14 protein-coding genes are annotated in these 18,663 nt (G+C 67.4%); 5 read left to right on the top strand and 9 right to left on the bottom strand.

Annotation, left to right across the window (positions count from 1 at the left end; genetic code table 11):
* Positions 1–283: 283 nt before the first annotated feature.
* Positions 284–862 (bottom strand): DUF2780 domain-containing protein, encoded by a 579-nt coding sequence (locus tag HMPREF2716_RS03950; protein WP_003084725.1) that lies wholly within the window; start codon positions 860–862, stop codon positions 284–286.
* Between the two features lie 101 nt (positions 863–963).
* Entirely contained in the window at positions 964–3,762 is a 2,799-nt protein-coding gene (gene clpG / locus HMPREF2716_RS03945) for an AAA family protein disaggregase ClpG (RefSeq protein ID WP_023122946.1), read from the bottom strand.
* A 373-nt stretch (positions 3,763–4,135) separates the two neighbouring features.
* On the opposite strand from clpG, the gene mdtD reads away from it, so the two are divergent.
* Entirely contained in the window at positions 4,136–5,569 is a 1,434-nt protein-coding gene (mdtD, locus tag HMPREF2716_RS03940) for a multidrug transporter subunit MdtD (protein ID WP_003084717.1), read from the top strand.
* A 102-nt stretch (positions 5,570–5,671) separates the two neighbouring features.
* Here mdtD and HMPREF2716_RS03935 read toward each other — a convergent pair whose 3' ends face one another.
* Positions 5,672–6,196: a retropepsin-like aspartic peptidase RloA3 gene (locus HMPREF2716_RS03935; protein ID WP_003113272.1), complete on the bottom strand. Its 525-nt coding sequence runs from the start codon at positions 6,194–6,196 to the stop codon at positions 5,672–5,674.
* 150 nt (positions 6,197–6,346) lie between these two features.
* Positions 6,347–6,556 carry a cold-shock protein gene (locus tag HMPREF2716_RS03930; protein ID WP_003084710.1) on the bottom strand — a complete coding sequence of 70 codons (210 nt, stop codon included), beginning with the start codon at positions 6,554–6,556 and terminating at the stop codon, positions 6,347–6,349.
* A 347-nt stretch (positions 6,557–6,903) separates the two neighbouring features.
* On the opposite strand from HMPREF2716_RS03930, the gene dbpA reads away from it, so the two are divergent.
* Entirely contained in the window at positions 6,904–8,280 is a 1,377-nt protein-coding gene (gene dbpA, locus HMPREF2716_RS03925; protein ID WP_003118837.1) for an ATP-dependent RNA helicase DbpA, read from the top strand.
* Between the two features lie 261 nt (positions 8,281–8,541).
* Complete coding sequence (gene yccS, locus HMPREF2716_RS03920; protein ID WP_003084700.1) at positions 8,542–10,743, top strand: YccS family putative transporter; 2,202 nt, start codon at positions 8,542–8,544, stop codon at positions 10,741–10,743.
* On the opposite strand, the gene HMPREF2716_RS03915 is transcribed toward yccS, so the two are convergent.
* The 3 genes from HMPREF2716_RS03915 to HMPREF2716_RS03905 all read right to left on the bottom strand — a co-directional run bounded on the left by HMPREF2716_RS03915 (position 10,740) and on the right by HMPREF2716_RS03905 (position 13,701).
* Positions 10,740–11,471, bottom strand: coding sequence for a substrate-binding periplasmic protein (locus HMPREF2716_RS03915; protein WP_023518297.1), 732 nt, complete (start codon positions 11,469–11,471; stop codon positions 10,740–10,742). The genes yccS and HMPREF2716_RS03915 overlap by 4 nt on opposite strands.
* A gap of 107 nt (positions 11,472–11,578) precedes the next feature.
* Complete coding sequence (locus HMPREF2716_RS03910) at positions 11,579–12,373, bottom strand: slipin family protein (protein WP_003118835.1); 795 nt, start codon at positions 12,371–12,373, stop codon at positions 11,579–11,581.
* Positions 12,370–13,701: an NfeD family protein gene (locus HMPREF2716_RS03905; protein WP_023097144.1), complete on the bottom strand. Its 1,332-nt coding sequence runs from the start codon at positions 13,699–13,701 to the stop codon at positions 12,370–12,372. The genes HMPREF2716_RS03910 and HMPREF2716_RS03905 overlap by 4 nt, the downstream gene beginning before the upstream one ends.
* A 379-nt stretch (positions 13,702–14,080) precedes the next feature.
* Here HMPREF2716_RS03905 and HMPREF2716_RS03900 point away from each other — a divergent pair, with 379 nt between their 5' ends.
* Positions 14,081–15,703, top strand: a complete 1,623-nt coding sequence (locus HMPREF2716_RS03900) for an inorganic phosphate transporter (protein ID WP_023518296.1) — start codon at positions 14,081–14,083, stop codon at positions 15,701–15,703.
* 42 nt (positions 15,704–15,745) lie between these two features.
* On the opposite strand, the gene HMPREF2716_RS03895 is transcribed toward HMPREF2716_RS03900, so the two are convergent.
* Both HMPREF2716_RS03895 and gcvA read right to left on the bottom strand, forming a co-directional pair.
* On the bottom strand, positions 15,746–16,150 hold the full coding sequence (locus HMPREF2716_RS03895; protein WP_003084686.1) for an acyl-CoA thioesterase: 405 nt from the start codon (positions 16,148–16,150) through the stop codon (positions 15,746–15,748).
* A 151-nt stretch (positions 16,151–16,301) separates the two neighbouring features.
* Entirely contained in the window at positions 16,302–17,210 is a 909-nt protein-coding gene (gene gcvA / locus HMPREF2716_RS03890; protein ID WP_003084684.1) for a transcriptional regulator GcvA, read from the bottom strand.
* A gap of 220 nt (positions 17,211–17,430) precedes the next feature.
* Between gcvA and HMPREF2716_RS03885 the strand changes: the two genes are divergently transcribed.
* The gene (locus tag HMPREF2716_RS03885; RefSeq protein WP_003084682.1) at positions 17,431–18,612 is read left to right on the top strand and encodes an acyl-CoA dehydrogenase; all 1,182 of its coding nucleotides are present in this window, start codon (positions 17,431–17,433) and stop codon (positions 18,610–18,612) included.
* The last annotated feature ends 51 nt before the right edge of the window (positions 18,613–18,663 follow it).

Genomic DNA, 18,663 nt, shown 5'->3' with positions numbered 1-18,663 from the left:
ATAACCGCAACGCGGTTATCCGCCGTTTCCACGGAGCGGCGGCGGATAACGCCGAGGGCGTTATTCGCCCTACCGGTGCGGGCAGCGAATACCCGGGCGCCGCACCCACTTCGTAGGGCGAATAACCGCAACGCGGTTATCCGCCGTTTCCACGGCGCAGCGGCGGATAACGCCGGGGGCGTTATTCGCCCTACCGGAGCGGGCAACGAATACCCGGGGGTCGCACCCACCTCGTAGGGCGAATAACCGCAACGCGGTTATCCGCCGATCCGCTGGCGGCAGATCAGAGCAGCGACGAGCCGCCCGCCTTGCTCACTCCCCAGAGATTGCTCAGGCTGCCCAGCAGCTCGCTGTTGGCGCCCTGCTTGCCGAAGTAGTCGACCAGCACCTGGGCGAACTTCTCGGTCATCCCGCTATCCATGCCCAGGGTGCCGAAGGCCTTGTTCACGTCGCCCATGCTGTCCGCATTGCCGAGCAGCGAGCCGAGGCCCTTGCTGTCGCCGCCGCTCTTGCCGAGCACGTTGCCGAGCCCGCCGAGACCGGCCAGGGCGTTGTTGCCGGCCAGCTTGTCGAGGCCGGGGATGGTCTTCACCAGTTGCGAGTAATCGTTGCCGGCCAACTGGTTCTTGGCCAGGCCGAGCAGGGCGCCGGTACCGCCGACCGCCTGCTCCTGGCTGACCCCGAGCTGGCCGGTGAGTGCGCCGAGCAGACCGCTGGTCTGCGGGGTAGTGGCTACCTGGGCGGAGTCGCCCTGGGACGCCCCGGCGACCGCCTTGGCGGCATCCCCGAGATTGAAGGCGAACGCGGAGGCGGCGCTGAGCAGCAGGGCCGCGGCCAGGGTAGCGTGGGTGGTGACGCGCATCGGCAATTCCTCATGAGATATCGAACGCCCCGGCCGCATTCGCAGGCCGGGGTGAGATTTCGACCGACCGGCCGGTGCCTTGTTCCCCAACCTTGGTCGGGTCACTTGGCCTTCGGCTTGTCGGCCTTGCCCTTGGCGGCGGCGCCTTTCTTCGCCGCCGGCTTCCTCGCCGCCGTCGCGCGGCCCTTGGGCGTCTCGCCGGCGCCGGATTTCTTGCGTGCCGCCGGCTTCGGCGCGGCGCCCTTGCGGTAGCCGACGCCGTCCTTGGCGTCGTAGAAGAAGGTGACCGTCTCGCCCTCTTTCACCTCGCCCTTGAGCATCGCCGTGGCCAGGCGCGTCTCCAGTTGCTGGCGGATCTGCCGCTTCAGCTCGCGGGCGCCGAACTCCGGCTGGTAGGCCTCTTCGGCGAGGTGGCCGACCAGGCTGTCGTCGATGTGCAGGTAGATGTCCTGAGCGTGCGCGGCGCGCTTCACCCGCTCCAGTTGCAGGCGCACGATGTCCTCGATCTGCGCCTTGCTCAGCGACTCGAAGACGATCACCTCGTCGAGGCGGTTGAGGAATTCCGGGCGGAAATGCCCGCGCAGGGTAGTCATCAGTTCGCGCTTGAGCTTCTCCGGCGGCTGGGCGAACTCGCCGGCCTGGGCGTTCTTCATGATCAGCTCGGAGCCTAGGTTGCTGGTGGCGATGATGATGGTATTGGTGAAGTCCACCACGCGCCCCTTGCCGTCGGTCAGGCGGCCGTCGTCGAACACCTGCAGGAGGATGTTGTTGACGTCGGCGTGGGCCTTCTCGATCTCGTCGAGCAGGATCACGCTGTAAGGCCGCCGGCGCACCCGCTCGGTGAGCTGGCCGCCCTCGTCGTAGCCGACGTAGCCCGGCGGCGCACCGATCAGCCGGGACACCGCGTGGCGCTCCATGTATTCGCTCATGTCGATGCGGATCATCGCGTCTTCGTCGCCGAACACCACCTCGGCCAGGGCCTTGGCCAGCTCGGTCTTGCCCACCCCGGTCGGGCCAAGGAACAGGAAGGTGGCGATCGGCCGGCTGCCCTGGCGCAGCCCGGCGCGGGCCAGGCGCACGGCGTCGCTGACCGCGGTGATCGCTTCCTGCTGGCCGATCACCCGCTGGTGCAGGCGCTCTTCCATCTGCAGGAGCTTCTCGCGCTCCTCGGCGGTCAGTTCGGTGACCGGGATGCCGGTGAGCCTGGAGATGATCTCGGCGATGTCCTCGACCCGCACCTCCTCGGTCTTCGACCCCTGGGTCTGCTGCCAGCGCTCGGTGATCTGCTCGAGGTGTTCCTTGCGTTCCTGGATGCGTTTCTCGAAGACCTTCGCCTCGTCGTACCACTTGCGGCTGGCGGCGTAGTCCTGCTCGCGCTTGAGCTGCGCCAGCTCGGCCTCCAGTTCCTGGATCTCGGCCGGCCGCGAGGTGCTGGCGATGCGCACGCGGGCGGCGGCCTGGTCGATCAGGTCGATGGCCTTGTCCGGCAGGAAGCGGTTGCCGATGTAGCGGTCGGACAGCTCGGCGGCGGCGGCGAAGGCCTCGTCGCGGATGGTCACCTTGTGGTGGCCTTCGAGCTTGTCGCGCAGGCCACGGAGGATGGAGATGGTCTGCTCCACCGTCGGCTCGGGGACGAACACCGGCTGGAAGCGCCGCTCCAGCGCGGCGTCCTTCTCGATGTACTTCTGGTACTCGTTGAGGGTGGTGGCGCCGATCAGGTTCATCTCGCCACGCGCCATCGCCGGCTTCAGCACGTTGGCCACGTCCAGCCCGCCTTCGCCGCCGCCCTGGCCGGCACCAACGATGGTGTGCACCTCGTCGATGAACAGGATGATCTCGCTCTGCGCCGCCTGCAGTTCGTCCATCACCTGCTTGAGGCGTTCCTCGAACTCGCCGCGGTACTTGGCGCCGGCGACCATGGCGTTGATGTTCAGTTCGACCAGGCGCTTGTCGCGCAGCACCTCCGGCACCTCGCCCTGGACCATGCGCTGGGCCAGGCCTTCGACGATGGCGGTCTTGCCGACGCCGGGCTCGCCGATCAGCACCGGGTTGTTCTTCTTGCGCCGGGCGAGAACCTCGATGGTGGTCTCGACTTCCTTCGAGCGGCCGATCACCGGATCGAGCTTGCCTTCGCGGGCCAGCCGGGTCAGGTCGCGGCTGAACTTGTCCAGTTGCGGAGTGTTGCTCGGGCCGTCCACGCGGCCGTCCTCGGCGCCCTTGCCGACCACCTTGACCGCTTTCTGCCGTAGCGCCTGCTCAGTCAGGCCGTACTTCTTCAGGAGCGTCCCGGCGAAGCTGTCCGGCACCGCCGCCAGGCCGAGCAACAGGTGCTCGGGGCCGACATAGCTGTGGCCGAGTTCGCGGGACAGGGCGAAGGCATGCTGCAAGGCGCTCTTCACCCGCGGCGAGATGGTCATGTCCTCGCTCGCCTCGCCCTTGCTGGCGCCGCGCACGGCGTTGGCCTCGATGTACTGCTTGAGGTCGGCCGGCGACAGGCCGAACTGCTTGAGCACCGCCTGCACCACGTCGGCGTCGGCCAGGGCGTAGAGCAGGTGCTCGGTGTCCACTTCGCGCTTGCCGAATTCGGCGGCGACCTGCGCGGCGCGTTGCAGGTACTCGGTGGTCTGCTTGCTGAAGTATTCGGCGATGTCCACCGCCTCCGGCTCGCGGGCGCGCACCGGGGTGACCGGGCTCTGCTCGCCGAAGCCGGAGAAGATCTCGTCGAACGGGCTGCCGCCGCCGAACAGCGACTCCAGCGGCGAGCGCATGCGCTGCTGGCGCATCAACTGGCGGTAATGCAGTTCGCAGAGGGCGAGTTCGCGGCGCTGGCCGTTCTGTACCAGGCTGACGCGGGCGACGGCGGGACGTTCGTGGCAGATAGCGCAAAGTTCCTGGGCCATGGGAGGACTCCTGTTTCCACGGAAGGTGGGCTTCGGCGACGGCAGCGGCGACCGGGGTCGCCGAGCGCTGCGTGGAGAACATCGCGACAAGGCGGTGAAGCACGCGCCGTCGAGCATGCAACGCGGGACATGTCCGTGCGATGACGAAGCGCCGACGTCGCATCCGCAGCCACTGACGGGGTGACTCTTGAGTACTAGCACAGCAGTCGGCGAGCGCCAGCGCTTCGGCTTGACCCAGGACAATGAAAGGCGACCTCTCTGGCCGCGACTTCCGCCGCAATGCCCGCTGTTCGCCCCGATCCGGTCGCCGGCCGTCCCATCGCGGCGAGAACTTCTCTATGCTTGGGCCCTGTCCGCCCGAGGGAGCCCGTCCATGAGCGAGCCGTTCCAGCTCACCCCCCGCATCGCCCGCCAACTGCCCTGGCTGGTCGCCGTCGCCTTCTTCATGCAAGCCCTCGACGGCACCATCCTCAACACCGCGCTGCCGAGCATGGCCAGTTCGCTGAACGAAAACCCGCTGCGCATGCAGGCGGTGGTGATCGCCTACCTGCTCACGGTGGCCCTGCTGATACCGGCCTCGGGGTGGATCGCCGACCGTTTCGGCACGCGCCGGGTGTTCCTCGGCGCGGTACTGCTGTTCAGCCTCGGCTCGTTGCTTTGCGCGCTGTCGCCGAGCCTCGAACTGCTGGTCGGGGCGCGCATCGTACAGGGCGTCGGCGGCGCGCTGATGATGCCGGTGGGACGGCTGGTGATCCTGCGCGTCTACCCGCGCCAGGACCTGGTGCGGGTGCTCAGCTTCGTCACCATTCCCGGCCTGCTCGGCCCGCTGGCGGGACCGACGCTGGGCGGCTGGCTGGTGGAGTACGCCTCCTGGCACTGGATCTTCCTGATCAACCTGCCGGTCGGCCTGCTCGGCTGCCTGGTGGCGATGAAGCTGATGCCGGACCTGCGCAGCCCGGTGCCGAGCCGTTTCGACAGCATCGGCTTCCTGCTCTTCGGCGGCTCCATGGTGCTGATCTCCATCGCCCTGGAAGGACTCGGCGAGCTGCACCTGTCGCACCTGCGCGTGGTCCTGCTGCTGATCGGCGGACTGGTCCTGCTCACCGCCTACTGGCTGCGCGCGCTACGCATCGACAAGCCGCTGTTCCCACCGAGCCTGTTCAAGGCGCGGACCTTCGCCGTCGGCATCCTCGGCAACCTGTTCGCCCGCCTGGGCAGCGGCGCCCTGCCCTTCCTCACCCCGCTGTTGCTGCAGGTGGGACTGGGCTACCCGCCCTCCACCGCGGGCATGACCATGATCCCGCTGGCGCTGTTCGCGATGGTCGCCAAGCCGATGGCCAAGCCACTGCTGGACTTCTTCGGCTATCGCAAGCTGCTGGTCGGCAACACCCTGATCCTCGGCTGCCTGATCGCCGGCTTCGGCCTGGTCGACCAGGACACCCCCTACGTCTGGCTGCTGCTGCACCTGAGCCTGCTCGGCGCGGTGAACTCCCTGCAATTCACGGCGATGAACACCCTCACCCTGATCGACCTGCAGGACAGCAACGCCAGCAGCGGCAACAGCCTGATGTCGGTGGTCGTGCAATTGTCGATCAGCCTTGGCGTGGCTTGCGCGGCGGCGTTGCTGGGCGGTTTCCAGACCGACCTGGATACGGGGCAGGACACCGTACTCGGCGCCTTCCACGCCACCTATGTCAGCGTCGGCCTGATGTCGATGCTGGCCGCAGCGATCTTCTTCCAGCTCGGCAGCGAGGACGGCCGCACCAGCCCGCGCCGGGTCGATCCGGAAAAGGACCCGGACCTCTAGCCGGGCTCGCGAGGACGAGGCGCGCCCGCGCAACCTGTGGATGACGGCGCTGATCGTGCTGCCCCGGCTGGCGCTGGCCGCCGGACTGCCGCGCGGGTTCTTCTACTGAGCGGCGAGCGCGCTGCAGGTAGGTTTGCGGGTAAAGGTTCGGGACACGTCGACCGCGCCGAGGTGTTCGAGCGTGCGGCGACCGAGCAGCACCGGATAGTTCATGTTGCCGCGGTCGCGCAGGGAGAACTGCTCGCGCAGCAGCTTGGCGCCCAGGCAGATGTCCATCGCCACCACCGGACGGCTGTCGCTGCCGCCGGCGCCGCGTACCTTGATCAGCCGCAGCACCTTGCGCTCGAAGGTCACGCTGACCGGCGCCTTGCTGTCGGCGGTGGGCAGCACGACATCGAAGCGCACCCAGCGCTCGCCGTCCTTCTTGTAGCGATGGATATTCCTCGCGTCCAGCGACGAGGTCAGCGCGCCGGTATCCAGCTTGGCCTTGGCCTGCATGCGCTCGGGCATCAGCCAGGACTGCTCGATCCAGCCCCAGTGCTCGGTGGCGGCATGGCAGGACGCGGAAGAGAACGACAGCGACAACAGCGCGGCGAAGGCCAGACGACGGGATTGCACAGGCTTCATCGAAACGACTCCGTACGGGACCGGGCCACTCTGGGCGGGAACTCGTCAAGACAGGGTGAACGGCAGGCGAAGACAGTGTGACGGTTTTCTCCGGGCAATAAAAAACCCGGATGCTTCCATCCGGGTTCTTCGGGCTGGGGCCCAGGGATCTTAGTTGATCACCTGAACGCGCTCGGCCTGCATGCCTTTCTGGCCTTGTACGACTTCGAAGCTGACCTTCTGGCCTTCGGCCAGGGTCTTGAAGCCGTTACCTTCGATGGCACGGAAGTGAACGAAAACGTCCGGGCCGCTTTCCGGGGTAATGAAGCCGTAGCCTTTGGTTTCGTTGAACCACTTAACGGTGCCGTTCTGACGGGACATTGCAAGTTCTCCTTGGAACTATAGGTATTGATTTAGCCACGAAATCGTAGCCGGTAACTGAGTTGCAAGGAGTTACAAGGAGTCGAGCAGGACGGGCTGGAATTTCCGACCGCATCAGGTCACGATCGACGGCGACCCATGCAAACACAGTGTCAGCACTCTACGACAAAAAACTGAGGAAAGCGAACCTGTATAAAAATACAGAAACGCGCTTTTTTCGTTTTTCGGACGAACGGTACTGGCCAAAGATACATTGCCTGTCGCTGCTGCTCCGGCGGCGATCGCACGCGGCAAGCCGCCGCAGGCTGCTAGACTAGCCGCTCGTATCGCCTGCCGAGCCCTGCCCCGTGACCTCCACCGCTTTCTCCTCGCTGCCGCTTTCCGCGGACCTCCTGGCCAATCTCGACTCCCTCGGTTACCGGGAGATGACGCCGATCCAGGCGCAGAGCCTGCCGCTGATCCTCCAGGGCCACGACCTGATCGCCCAGGCCAAGACCGGCAGCGGCAAGACCGCGGCCTTCGGCCTCGCCCTGCTCAGCCCGCTGAACCCGCGCTACTTCGGCTGCCAGGCGCTGGTGCTGTGCCCGACCCGCGAACTGGCCGACCAGGTCGCCAAGGAGATCCGCCGGCTGGCCCGCGCCGCCGACAACATCAAGGTCCTGACCCTCTGCGGCGGCGTCCCCTACGGCCCGCAGGTGGCTTCGCTGGAGCACGGCGCGCACGTGGTGGTCGGCACCCCGGGGCGCATCCAGGAGCACCTGCGCAAGGGCACCCTGGTCCTCGACGGGCTCAATACCCTGGTCCTCGACGAAGCCGACCGGATGCTCGACATGGGCTTCTACGACAGCATCGCCGAGATCATCGGCCAGCTCCCCGAGCGCCGGCAGACCCTGCTGTTCTCCGCCACCTACCCGGACGGCATCGAGAAGCTGGCGAAGACCTTCATGCGCGATCCGCGACAGGTGAGGGTCGAGTCGCTGCACGCCGACAGCCAGATCGAGCAACGTTTCTTCGAGATCGATCCGAAACAGCGCATGGACGCCGTGGTACGCCTGCTCCAGCATTTCCGGCCACAGTCCAGCGTGGCCTTCTGCCAGACCCGCCAGCAGTGCCAGGAGCTGGCCGACGCACTGAAGGCGCAGCGGATTTCCGCCCTGGCCCTGCACGGCGACCTGGAGCAGCGCGAGCGCGACCAGGTCCTGACGGTGTTCGCCAACCGCAGTTGCAACGTACTGGTGGCCACCGACGTGGCCGCCCGCGGGCTGGACATCGCCGCCCTGGAAACGGTGATCAACGTCGAGCTGGCGCGTGACCCGGAGGTCCACATCCATCGCATCGGACGCAGCGGTCGCGCCGGCGAGAAAGGCCTGGCCCTGTCGCTGGTGGCGCCGGCCGAGGCCAGCCGCGCGCAGGCCATCGAGGACCTGCAGAAGCAGCCGCTGGCCTGGTACGCCCTCGGCCAGTTGAAGGCCAGCCCGGAACCATTGCTGCCGCCGATGAGCACCCTGTGCATCGCCGGCGGACGCAAGGACAAGGTGCGCCCCGGCGACCTGCTCGGTGCCCTCACCGGCGACGCCGGGCTGCCCGGCAGCGCGGTGGGCAAGATCGCCATCTTCGACTTCCAGGCCTTCGTCGCCATCGAGCGCGGCCTCGCCCACCAGGCCCTCAAGCGCCTGAGCGAAGGCAAGATCAAGGGTCGCTCGTTCAAGGTCCGCCTGCTTTAGCGCGCCGCCGCTTCGCTCGCCGGGCCCGCTCCGGCGCGCGATATCGCCGCCGGGTAACGTTCGGCGCGGCGACGACGTCTTAGCGTTCGCAGGCACGAAGCCTGCATCCGCCAGATGCCCGGCTCGACCGAGTTGCCCACGGCAGCGCTTCCTGCGACTGCGGCGGGCAGCGGACTTCCAGTCGCGCGAAATCGGCCGATTGAATTAGCCGGACAGGCCACATAGGCTGAACCACGGACCATCGGATAGCACTCCGCCCCCATGCCGCCCTCTTCGTTGACACACACGCTCCGCCGCCTCTGGGCCCTCGACAAGTTCGCCTACAGCCTGCGGGTGTTCATCGCCCTGGCCGGCGCCCTGCTGCTGTGCTGGTGGCAGGACCGCATCGAGCTGCTGATCCCGCTGTTCCTCGGGATCATCGCCAGCGCCCTGGCGGAGACCGACGACAACTGGCTCGGCCGCCTGCAAGCGCTGCTGGTGACCCTGCTGTGCTTCAGCGTCGCCGCCTTCGCCGTCGAGTTGCTGTTCCCCTATCCCTGGCTGTTCGTTTCCGGGATGGCGCTGTCGGCGTTCGGCATGATCCTCCTCGGCGCCCTCGGCGAGCGCTATGCGGCGATCGCCTCGGCGACCCTGATCCTCTCGATCTACACCATGATCGGCGTGGACCAGCGCGGCGGCGAGGTCGCCGATGTCTGGCACGAACCGCTGCTGCTGGTGGCCGGGGCGGCCTGGTACGGGCTGCTCTCGGTGCTGTGGAACGCGCTGTTCTCCAACCAGCCGGTGCAGCAGAGTCTTTCCCGCCTGTATTTCGAGCTGGGCGAATACCTGAGGATCAAGTCGAGCCTGTTCGAACCGTTGCGCCAGCTCGACGTGGAGGGCCAGCGCCTCGCCCTGGCACGGCAGAACGGCAAGGTGGTGGTGGCGCTGAACCAGGCCAAGGAGACCATTCTCAACCGCCTCGGCCATGGCCGGCCGGGCCCCAAGGTGAGCCGCTACCTGAAGCTCTATTTCATCGCCCAGGACGTCCACGAGCGCGCCAGTTCCTCGCACTACCCGTACAACCGGCTGGCCGAGGCGTTCTTCCACAGCGACGTGCTGTTCCGCTGCCAGCGCCTGCTCAACCAGCAGGGCAAGGCCTGCCAGGCCCTGGCGCGGGCTATCCGCCTGCGCCAGCCGTTCGACTACGCCGACCGCGAGCTGGCCCTGGAAGACCTCCAGGCCTCGCTCGAACACCTGCGCCAGCAGAGCAACCCGGCCTGGAAGGGCCTGCTGCGCTCGCTCGGCGCCCTGGCCGCCAACCTCACCACGCTGGACCGCAAGCTGGCCGGGGCAAGCAACCCGGACGCCATCGCCGACGAACAGGACAGCGCCCTGCTCGACCGCTCGCCGCGCAGCCTGAAGGACGCCTTCGAGCGCCTGCGCCAGCAGCTCACCCCGACCTCGCTGCTGTTCCGCCACGGCCTGCGCATGGCCCTGGCGCTGACCGCCGGCTACGGCGTGCTGCACTGGATCCATCCGACCCAGGGCTACTGGATACTGCTCACCACGGTGTTCGTCTGCCAGCCCAACTATGGCGCGACCCGCCTGCGCCTGGTGCAGCGGATCCTCGGTACGGTGGTCGGCCTGGTGGTCGGCTGGGCGCTGATCGACCTGTTCCCCAGCCCGCTGGTGCAGTCGCTGTTCGCGGTCGCCGCCGGGGTCGCCTTCTTCGCCACCCGCAGCAGTCGCTATACCCTGGCGACGGCGGCGATCACCCTGCTGGTGCTGTTCTGCTTCAACCAGGTCGGCGATGGCTACGGGCTGATCCTGCCCCGCCTGTTCGATACCTTGCTGGGCAGCCTGATCGCCGGCCTCGCGGTGTTCCTGGTGCTGCCCGACTGGCAGGGCCGCCGGCTCAACCGCATGCTCGCCAACACCCTCGCCTGCAACAGCCGCTACCTGCGGCAGATCATGCAGCAGTACGCCACCGGCAAGCGCGACGACCTCGACTACCGCACCGCCCGGCGCAACGCGCACAACGCCGACGCGGCGCTCTCGACCACCCTGTCGAACATGCTCCTGGAACCCGGCCACTTCAGGAAGGACGCCGAGATCGGCTTCCGCTTCCTGGTCCTCTCGCACACCCTGCTCAGCTATCTATCCGGTCTCGGCGCGCACCGCGAAAGCCTGCCCGAGGACGCCAGCGACGGCCTCCTGGAGCGCGCCGCCGAGCGGCTCTCCGCCAGCCTCGAGGAAATCGCCGCGAGCCTGGAACAGAAACGCCCGGTCGCCATCTACAGCGAAGAGGAGGAAGCGCTGGCCAAGGAACTGGAGCAGATGCCCGAGGACATGGACGACAGCCATCGCCTGGTACAGACCCAACTGGCGCACATCTGCCGCCAGCTCGCCCCGCTGCGCACCCTGGCCGCGCACTTGCTGAAGAAGGAACTGGCCGGCGCGCAGCCACTGCCAGGCCAGCCCTAGCGCGCGCCGTAGCGCTCCAGCAGGCGCTGGTAGCTGCCGTCGTCGCGCATGCCGCGGATGGCCAGGTCGAAGCCGTCGACGATCTCGTCATGCCGGGGATTCCTCAGGCTCACCAGCAGGTGCAGGCCGTTCTCGCCAAGCGGGATGGGCAGTACCTCCAGCTTGTCGCGCAAATCGGCCAGTTCGCCCTTGAAGGCGACCCCCAGCGCCAGCTCGTCCTCCACCGCCAGGTCGACCCGTCCCGCCTCGAGCATCCGCGCGGCGTTGGCGAAGCTGGTCACGTTGACCTTCTGCAGACGGCTGTCACGGTCGAATTCGGGCGCGTAGGCATAGTCGCGCACGACCGCGATGCGGTAGGGACGCAGGTCGCTCAGGCGGGAAAACTCGATACCCCGCCCCTTGCGTTGCAGCAGGCGGATGCGGTTGCTCAGGTAGGCGCGGGAAAACTGCCCGTAGAGGCTGCGGGCGGGCTCGTACCAGGCGCTCAGGGCGATGTCGTAGTCGCCGCTGCGCACGCCGTACAGGGCACGCGACCAGGGTACCTGCTGGAAACTCGAGTCGAAGCCGGCGCGCTTGAGCGCGGTGGTCACCAGTTCCACCGCCAGGCCGTTGCCAGGCAGGCGCGAATCGACGAAAGGCGGCCAGGAGTCGCCGACCAGGCGCAGGTTGGCGGCAGGCAGCGCGCAAGGGAGGAGCAATATCAGCAGCAGGAGTGCGCATCGCAGCATGAAGGAGCGTCCCGGGAGTGGATCGCCACAGCATAGCCATCCCGACCCCGGGCACGCATGTCCCCGTGTCGCGGCTCGATGATATTTCCATCACAAACCGCACGCGTTCACCTCTCCTCTTCCTCTCCGGCGGCCTTTTCGTTCCGCGGCGCGGCACCTGCGTACTTGCCGCCGAAGAGTTCGATCGGCATCGGGAAGACGATGGTCGAACTCTTGTCGCCGGCGATCGCGCCGAGGGTCTGCATGTAGCGCAACTGCATGGCGCCACTCTGCCGGCCGAGCATCTGAGCCGCCTGCATGAGTTTCTCCGAGGCTTGCAGCTCGCCCTCGGCATGGATCACCTTGGCCCTGCGCTCACGCTCCGCCTCGGCCTGCCGGGCGATGGCGCGAACCATCGATTCGTTGAGATCGACGTGCTTGATTTCCACATTCGCCACCTTGATGCCCCAGGCGTCGGTCTGCGCATCGAGCACTTGCTGGATATCCAGGTTCAGGCGCTCGCGCTCGGCGAGCATCTCGTCCAGCTCGTGCTTGCCCAGCACCGCGCGCAGGGTGGTCTGGGCCAACTGGCTGGTGGCGGCCAGGTAGTTCTCCACCTGGATGATCGCCTTCTGCGGATCGAGCACGCGGAAGTACACCACCGCGTTGACCTTCACTGAAACGTTGTCGCGGGAAATCACATCCTGCGGCGGCACGTCGAGGACGATGGTGCGCAGGTCGATGCGCACCATCTGCTGGATCGCCGGGATCACCAGCACCAGCCCCGGCCCCTTGACCTTCCAGAACCGCCCGAGCTGGAACACCACGCCGCGCTCGTACTCGCGGAGGATGCGCAGCGCGCTGAACAGCAGCAGCGCGAGGAACACCAGCAACATCGCCAAACCATAGGAAATACCCATCATCCACCTCCTTCACCGGCCAGCGCGACTTCCAGGAGCAGGCCCTTGCGCGCCAGCACCCAGACCGGCTGGCCCACCGCCAGCGGCCGCGCGGCGAGCACCCGCCAGCGCTCGCCCTGGAGCTGCACCCAGCCTGCGCAGGGTTGTTCGGAATCCACCGCCGCCACCGTCGCCAGGCTGCCGACCAATCCGGCGGTGCCACTTACCACCGCTTGCCGGCGAGTACGCAGGGCCATGCCCAGCAGACCGACGATCAGCGCGGCGCTGAGCAACGCCAGGGCCACCACCAGGCCGGGCGGAATGCCGTAGCCGGGCACCTCGGTATCGATCAGGATCAGCGCGCCGACCACGAACGAGACGATTCCGCCGATGCCGAGCACGCCGAAGCTGGCGACGAACGCCTCGCCCACCATGAACGCCAGGCCCAGCGCGATCAGCGCCAGCCCGGCGTAGTTGACCGGCAGCATCTGCAGGGCGTACAGGCCGAGCAGCAGGCAGATGCCGCCGAGCACGCCGGGCAGCGCCATGCCGGGATTGGCCAGTTCGAAGATCAGCCCGTAGATGCCGATCATCATCAGGATCAGCGCCACGCTGGGATCGGTGAGCACCGCCAGCAACCGCGCGCGCCAGTCCGGTGCCTGGCGCTCGACCGTGGCGCCGGCGGTAGCCAGGGTCAGCGCGCGCTCGCCGACGCGCAGGCTGCGGCCGTCGAGCTGGCGCAGCAGGTCGGGCAGGTCGCGGGCCTGCAGGTCGATCACCTTCTGCGCCGCCGCCTCGTGCGCCGCCAGGCTGACCGCCTCGCGCACCGCGCGCTCGGCCCATTCGACGTTGCGCCCGCGCAACTGCGCGAGGCCACGGATATAGGCGGCGGCGTCGTTGACCTGCTTGCGCGCCATGGGTTCGGCGTCCCGCGCCGGGGGCTTCTCTGCGGGCTTGTCCGGCGTCCCCAGGCGCACCGGGGTGGCGGCGCCGAGGTTGGTCCCCGGCGCCATCGCCGCGATATGGCAGGCATACAGGATGTAGGTGCCGGCGCTCGCCGCCCGCGCCCCGCTGGGCGCGACGAAACCGGCGACCGGCACCTGGCTGGCGAGGATCGCCTTGACGATACGCCGCATCGATGCGTCCAGGCCGCCGGGCGTGTCCAGTTCCAGCACCACCAGTTGCGCGCCGTCCTCGGCGGCACGCTCGATGCCGCGCACCAGGTAATCGGCGCTGGCCGGGCCGATCGCACCATCCACCGAGAGCACCCGAACCGGTCCGGAGGCCGCGAGACAGGCCGGGCCGGCGAAGCACAGCAACAGCGCCAGCGCGAGCCGGCACGGCATCCGCATATCGACCTCCCCGACCGCCCGGCCGGGCCACCCCGGGACGAAGGCGCTCGTCCCGCGCACCGGGCCGGCAAGCGACCGGCCCCGCCGCGCACTTCTCAGTCTAGTCCAGTGGCTCTCGCCTTCCCCGCGCGTGTCCGGATCGGCAAATCCCTCAACATGCCAACTTTTTAGCGACGAAATGATGGCACTCGCCACAGGAATTCATTAATCTTCGCGGCCGCAGCGGGCAGGCCGCCTGGCGCCCGACCCCATCCGGCTTCCGGCGGCCTCCCGCGGCCCTTGTCCTTTCTTCGCCAGACGAAGCCAGTATGCGAAAGACATAACTTGTCACAATCGCCTGCCCATCATGTGCCGGTCATCCCCAGCGCGGACCCGCACCATGACCTCCGATGTCCTTCCCGCCGACGCCGTCGCCAGTGCCGCCGGCAACGCGCACAAGCCCCATCTCGAGCAGCGTCCCGGCCGCCTCACCGCCTTCGTATTCTTCGCCGTGCTCGCCACCGGACTGCTGTTCAGCGCCTACAGCCTGATGCAGGACGTCGATGACGTCGGTTCCGCGATCACCACCTGGACGCCCTTCCTGCTGCTCGGCGTGGCCCTGCTGATCGCCCTCGGCTTCGAGTTCGTCAACGGCTTCCACGACACCGCCAACGCGGTGGCCACGGTGATCTACACCCACTCGCTGCCGCCGCACTTCGCGGTGGTCTGGTCGGGTTGCTTCAACTTTCTCGGCGTATTGCTCTCCAGCGGCGCGGTGGCCTTCGGCATCATCGCCCTGCTGCCGGTGGAACTGATCCTGCAGGTCGGTTCCTCGGCCGGCTTCGCCATGGTCTTCGCCCTGCTGATCGCCGCCATCCTGTGGAACCTCGGGACCTGGTGGCTGGGCCTGCCGGCGTCGTCCTCGCACACCCTGATCGGCTCGATCATCGGCGTCGGCGTGGCCAACGCGCTGATGCACGGGCGCGATGGCACCAGCGGGGTGGACTGGGGCCAGGCGACCAAGGTCGGCTACTCCCTGCTGCTCTCGCCGCTGATCGGCTTCGCCTGCGCCGCCCTGTTGCTCCTGGCGCTGCGCCTGCTGGTGAAGAACCGCGCGCTGTACAAGGCGCCGAAGGGCAAGGCGCCGCCGCCCTGGTGGATCCGCGGCCTGCTGATCCTGACCTGTACCGGGGTGTCCTTCGCCCACGGCTCCAACGACGGACAGAAAGGCATGGGCCTGATCATGCTGATCCTGGTCGGCACCCTGCCGATGGCCTACGCCCTGAACCGCACCATGCCGGCGGACCAGGCGGTGCAGTTCGCCGCCGTCGCCGAGGTCACCCAGCAAGCGCTGGTGAAGAGCGCGCCGCAACCGGCGCCGGCCGATCCGCGCCAGGTACTCTCCGACTACGTGCGCAGCAAGCAGGCATCGCCTGAGCTGATCCCGGCGCTGGCCGCCCTGACCGGCTCGATCGGCCAGGAAGTGAAAGGCTATGGCGCGTTCTCGCGGGTACCGGCGCAAGCCATGGGCAACGTGCGCAACGACATGTACCTGACCTCCGAGGCGATCCGCCTGATGGACAAGGACGGCGTCGGCCGCTTCGACGCCGACACCCACGGCAAGTTGCAGGCGTTCAAGCGGAAGATCGACGATGCCACCAAGTTCATCCCGCTATGGGTGAAGATCGCCGTGGCCATCGCCCTCGGCCTGGGCACCATGGTCGGCTGGAAACGCATCGTGGTGACGGTCGGCGAGAAGATCGGCAAGACCCACCTGACCTACGCCCAGGGCGCCTCGGCGGAAACCGTGGCGATGCTGACCATTGGCGCGGCGGACCTGTATGGCTTGCCGGTCTCCACCACCCATGTGCTGTCTTCCGGGGTGGCCGGGACCATGGCGGCGAACGGTTCGGGACTACAGTGGAAGACCATCCGCAACCTGCTGATGGCCTGGGTGCTGACGCTGCCGGCGGCGATCCTGCTCTCGGCCTCGCTCTACTGGCTGCTCACCCGGCTGTTCTGAAACACGGCGGCCGGCATGGGTGCCGGCCGCTCGTCGCGCCGCTCAGGGCAGGACTTCGTCTTCCTTGAACTGGTCCTTGATGTAGGTGATCTCGGTCTTGCCGTGGGGCGCCGGCAGGCCGTCCGGGCCGAGGTTGACGAAGACCATCTTGTCGATGGTGAGGATGCTCTTGCGGGTGATCTTGTTGCGCACGTGGCAGGTCATGGTCAGCGAGGTACGACCGAAGTCGGTGGCGGTGATGCCCAGCTCGATGATGTCGCCCTGGCGCGCCGAGCTGACGAAGTTGATCTCGGAAATGTACTTGGTGACCACGCGCTGGTTGCCCAGCTGGATGATCGCGTAGATCGCCGCTTCTTCGTCGATCCAGCGCAGCAGGCTGCCGCCGAACAGGGTGCCGTTGGGGTTGAGATCTTCTGGCTTGACCCACTTGCGGGTGTGGAAATTCATGTGAACTCCTGGTGTGGTGCTCCGCGGCCGCCATCCTGGCCGTCGTGGAGGATGCCCGGCGGTATCGCCGCCGCGGCTCCGCGGGACCCGGCGGATCGGCCCGGTCCCGGGGCGGCGCGTCCTGCCTGCGCCACCCGATGTTCCTGCGCGTTCAGCCCAGCCCGTTGGCCTCGCGGTACTGCCTGGCCTCTTCCACCAGCCAGTCGCGGAAGGCATTGAGCATCGCCGATTCGACCCTGCGCTCGGGAATGATCAGGTAATACGCATTCTCGCTCAAATAGGCATGTTGCATGGGCACGATAAGCCTTCCGTCGGCCAGCTCGTCCTGGATCAGGAAGGGCGGTATGAGGGCCACGCCCATGCCGTGCATGGCCGCCTGGGCAAGCATGGAGAACAGCTCGTAGCGCGGCCCGCTCATGTCGTGGGCGACGTTCAGTCCCTGGGAGTGAAACCACTGGCGCCAAGCGTAGGGCCGGGTGCTCTGCTGCATCAGCGGCAGCCCGGCGACCTGCTCGGCGCTCAGCGTTCGACGCCCGCCCAGCAGCTCCGGGCTGCACACCGGCACCGGATTCTCGCGCATCAGGAAATGCGAGACGGTACCCGACCAGTCGGCGTCGCCGAAGTACAGCGCGGCGTCGAACTCGGTGTCGGCGAAGAGGAACGGGCGGGTGCGGTTGGTCAGGTTGATCGTGACCTCCGGGTGCAGCCGCTGGAAGCGCTTGAGCCGCGGCAACAGCCATTGGGTGCCGAAGGTCGGCACCACCGCCAGTTCGATCGCTCCGCCGCCCTGGTGCCCCATCACCGCCAGGGTGTCGCGCTCCACCGCGTCGAGGCGTACCGCCACCCGCCGGCTATAGGACAGCCCGGCCTCGGTGAGCTTGACCCCGCGCCGCGAGCGACGGAACAGCTCGACACCGAGGAACTCCTCGAGCGTGGCGATCTGCCGGCAGATCGCGCTCTGGGTCAGGGACAACTCCTCCGCCGCCTTGGTGAAGCTCTCGTGGCGCGCGGCGGATTCGAAGCTGACCAGCGCGGCGGTGGAAGGGATCTTGCGTCGCATGGAGGACTCCGGAGTGCCGGTTTCGCATCTATGACGCCCAGGTCACGATTCCTCGCGCCTCTTCAAGGGCATGAAATACGAGACTCATTTTCTCGGAGTGAGAAAATAGCACAAGTGCGTGCGAATTCCTCGTTTGCCGCCCCATTCGCTAGGCTCTTAGGATGCTTCCATTCCGGCTGGCCCACGCCAGCCTCCGCTACCGCTTGACGAGGATGTACGCATGGCCACCAAAGCTAGCTTCAACTGGGAAGATCCCCTGCTGCTGGACCAGCAGCTCACCGAAGAAGAGCGCATGGTTCGCGACAGCGCCCAGCAGTTCGCCCAGGACAAGCTGGCCCCGCGCGTGCTCGAAGCCTTCCGCCACGAACAGACCGACCCGAAGATCTTCCGCGAGATGGGCGAGACCGGCCTGCTCGGCGCGACCATTCCCGAAGCCTACGGCGGCAGCGGCCTCAACTACGTCTGCTATGGCCTGATCGCTCGCGAAGTCGAGCGCGTCGACTCCGGCTATCGCTCGATGATGAGCGTGCAGTCCTCGCTGGTGATGGTGCCGATCCATGAATTCGGCAACGAAGCCACCCGGCAGAAGTACCTGCCCAAGCTGGCCAGCGGCGAATACATCGGCTGCTTCGGCCTGACCGAGCCGAACCACGGTTCCGACCCGGGCTCGATGGTCACCCGGGCGAAGAAGGTCGACGGCGGCTATCGCCTGAGCGGCAGCAAGATGTGGATCACCAACAGCCCGATCGCCGACGTCTTCGTGGTCTGGGCCAAGGATGACGAAGGGCAGATCCGCGGCTTCGTCCTCGAGAAGGGCTGGGAAGGCCTGAGCGCCCCGGCGATCCATGGCAAGGTCGGCCTGCGTGCCTCGATCACCGGCGAGATCGTGATGGACAACGTGTTCGTTCCGGAAGAGAACGCCTTCCCCGAAGTGCGCGGCCTGCGCGGTCCGTTCACCTGCCTGAACTCGGCGCGCTACGGGATCTCCTGGGGCGCCCTGGGCGCCGCCGAATTCTGCTGGCACACCGCCCGCCAGTACGTGCTCGACCGCCAGCAGTTCGGCCGCCCGCTGGCCGCCAACCAACTGATCCAGAAGAAGCTGGCCGACATGCAGACCGAGATCACCCTGGCCCTGCAAGGCTGCCTGCGCCTGGGGCGGATGAAGGACGAAGGCACCGCGGCGGTGGAAATCACCTCGATCATGAAGCGCAACAGCTGCGGCAAGGCCCTCGACATCGCCCGCCTGGCCCGCGACATGCTGGGCGGCAACGGCATCTCCGACGAATTCGGCATCGCCCGCCACCTGGTCAACCTGGAAGTGGTGAACACCTACGAGGGCACCCACGATGTCCACGCGCTGATCCTCGGCCGCGCGCAGACCGGCATCCAGGCATTCTTCTGAGCCACCGAGCAACACCCCGGCGCGCTTTTTCACGGTAGCGCGCCGGCCGCC

Origin of the sequence: Pseudomonas sp. HMSC076A11 (genome assembly GCF_001810205.1) — a bacterium.
GTDB classification, from domain to species: domain Bacteria; phylum Pseudomonadota; class Gammaproteobacteria; order Pseudomonadales; family Pseudomonadaceae; genus Pseudomonas; species Pseudomonas aeruginosa.
The sequence above is the reverse complement of the archived record's forward strand: the minus strand, read 5'-3'. Positions and strand labels throughout refer to the sequence as shown.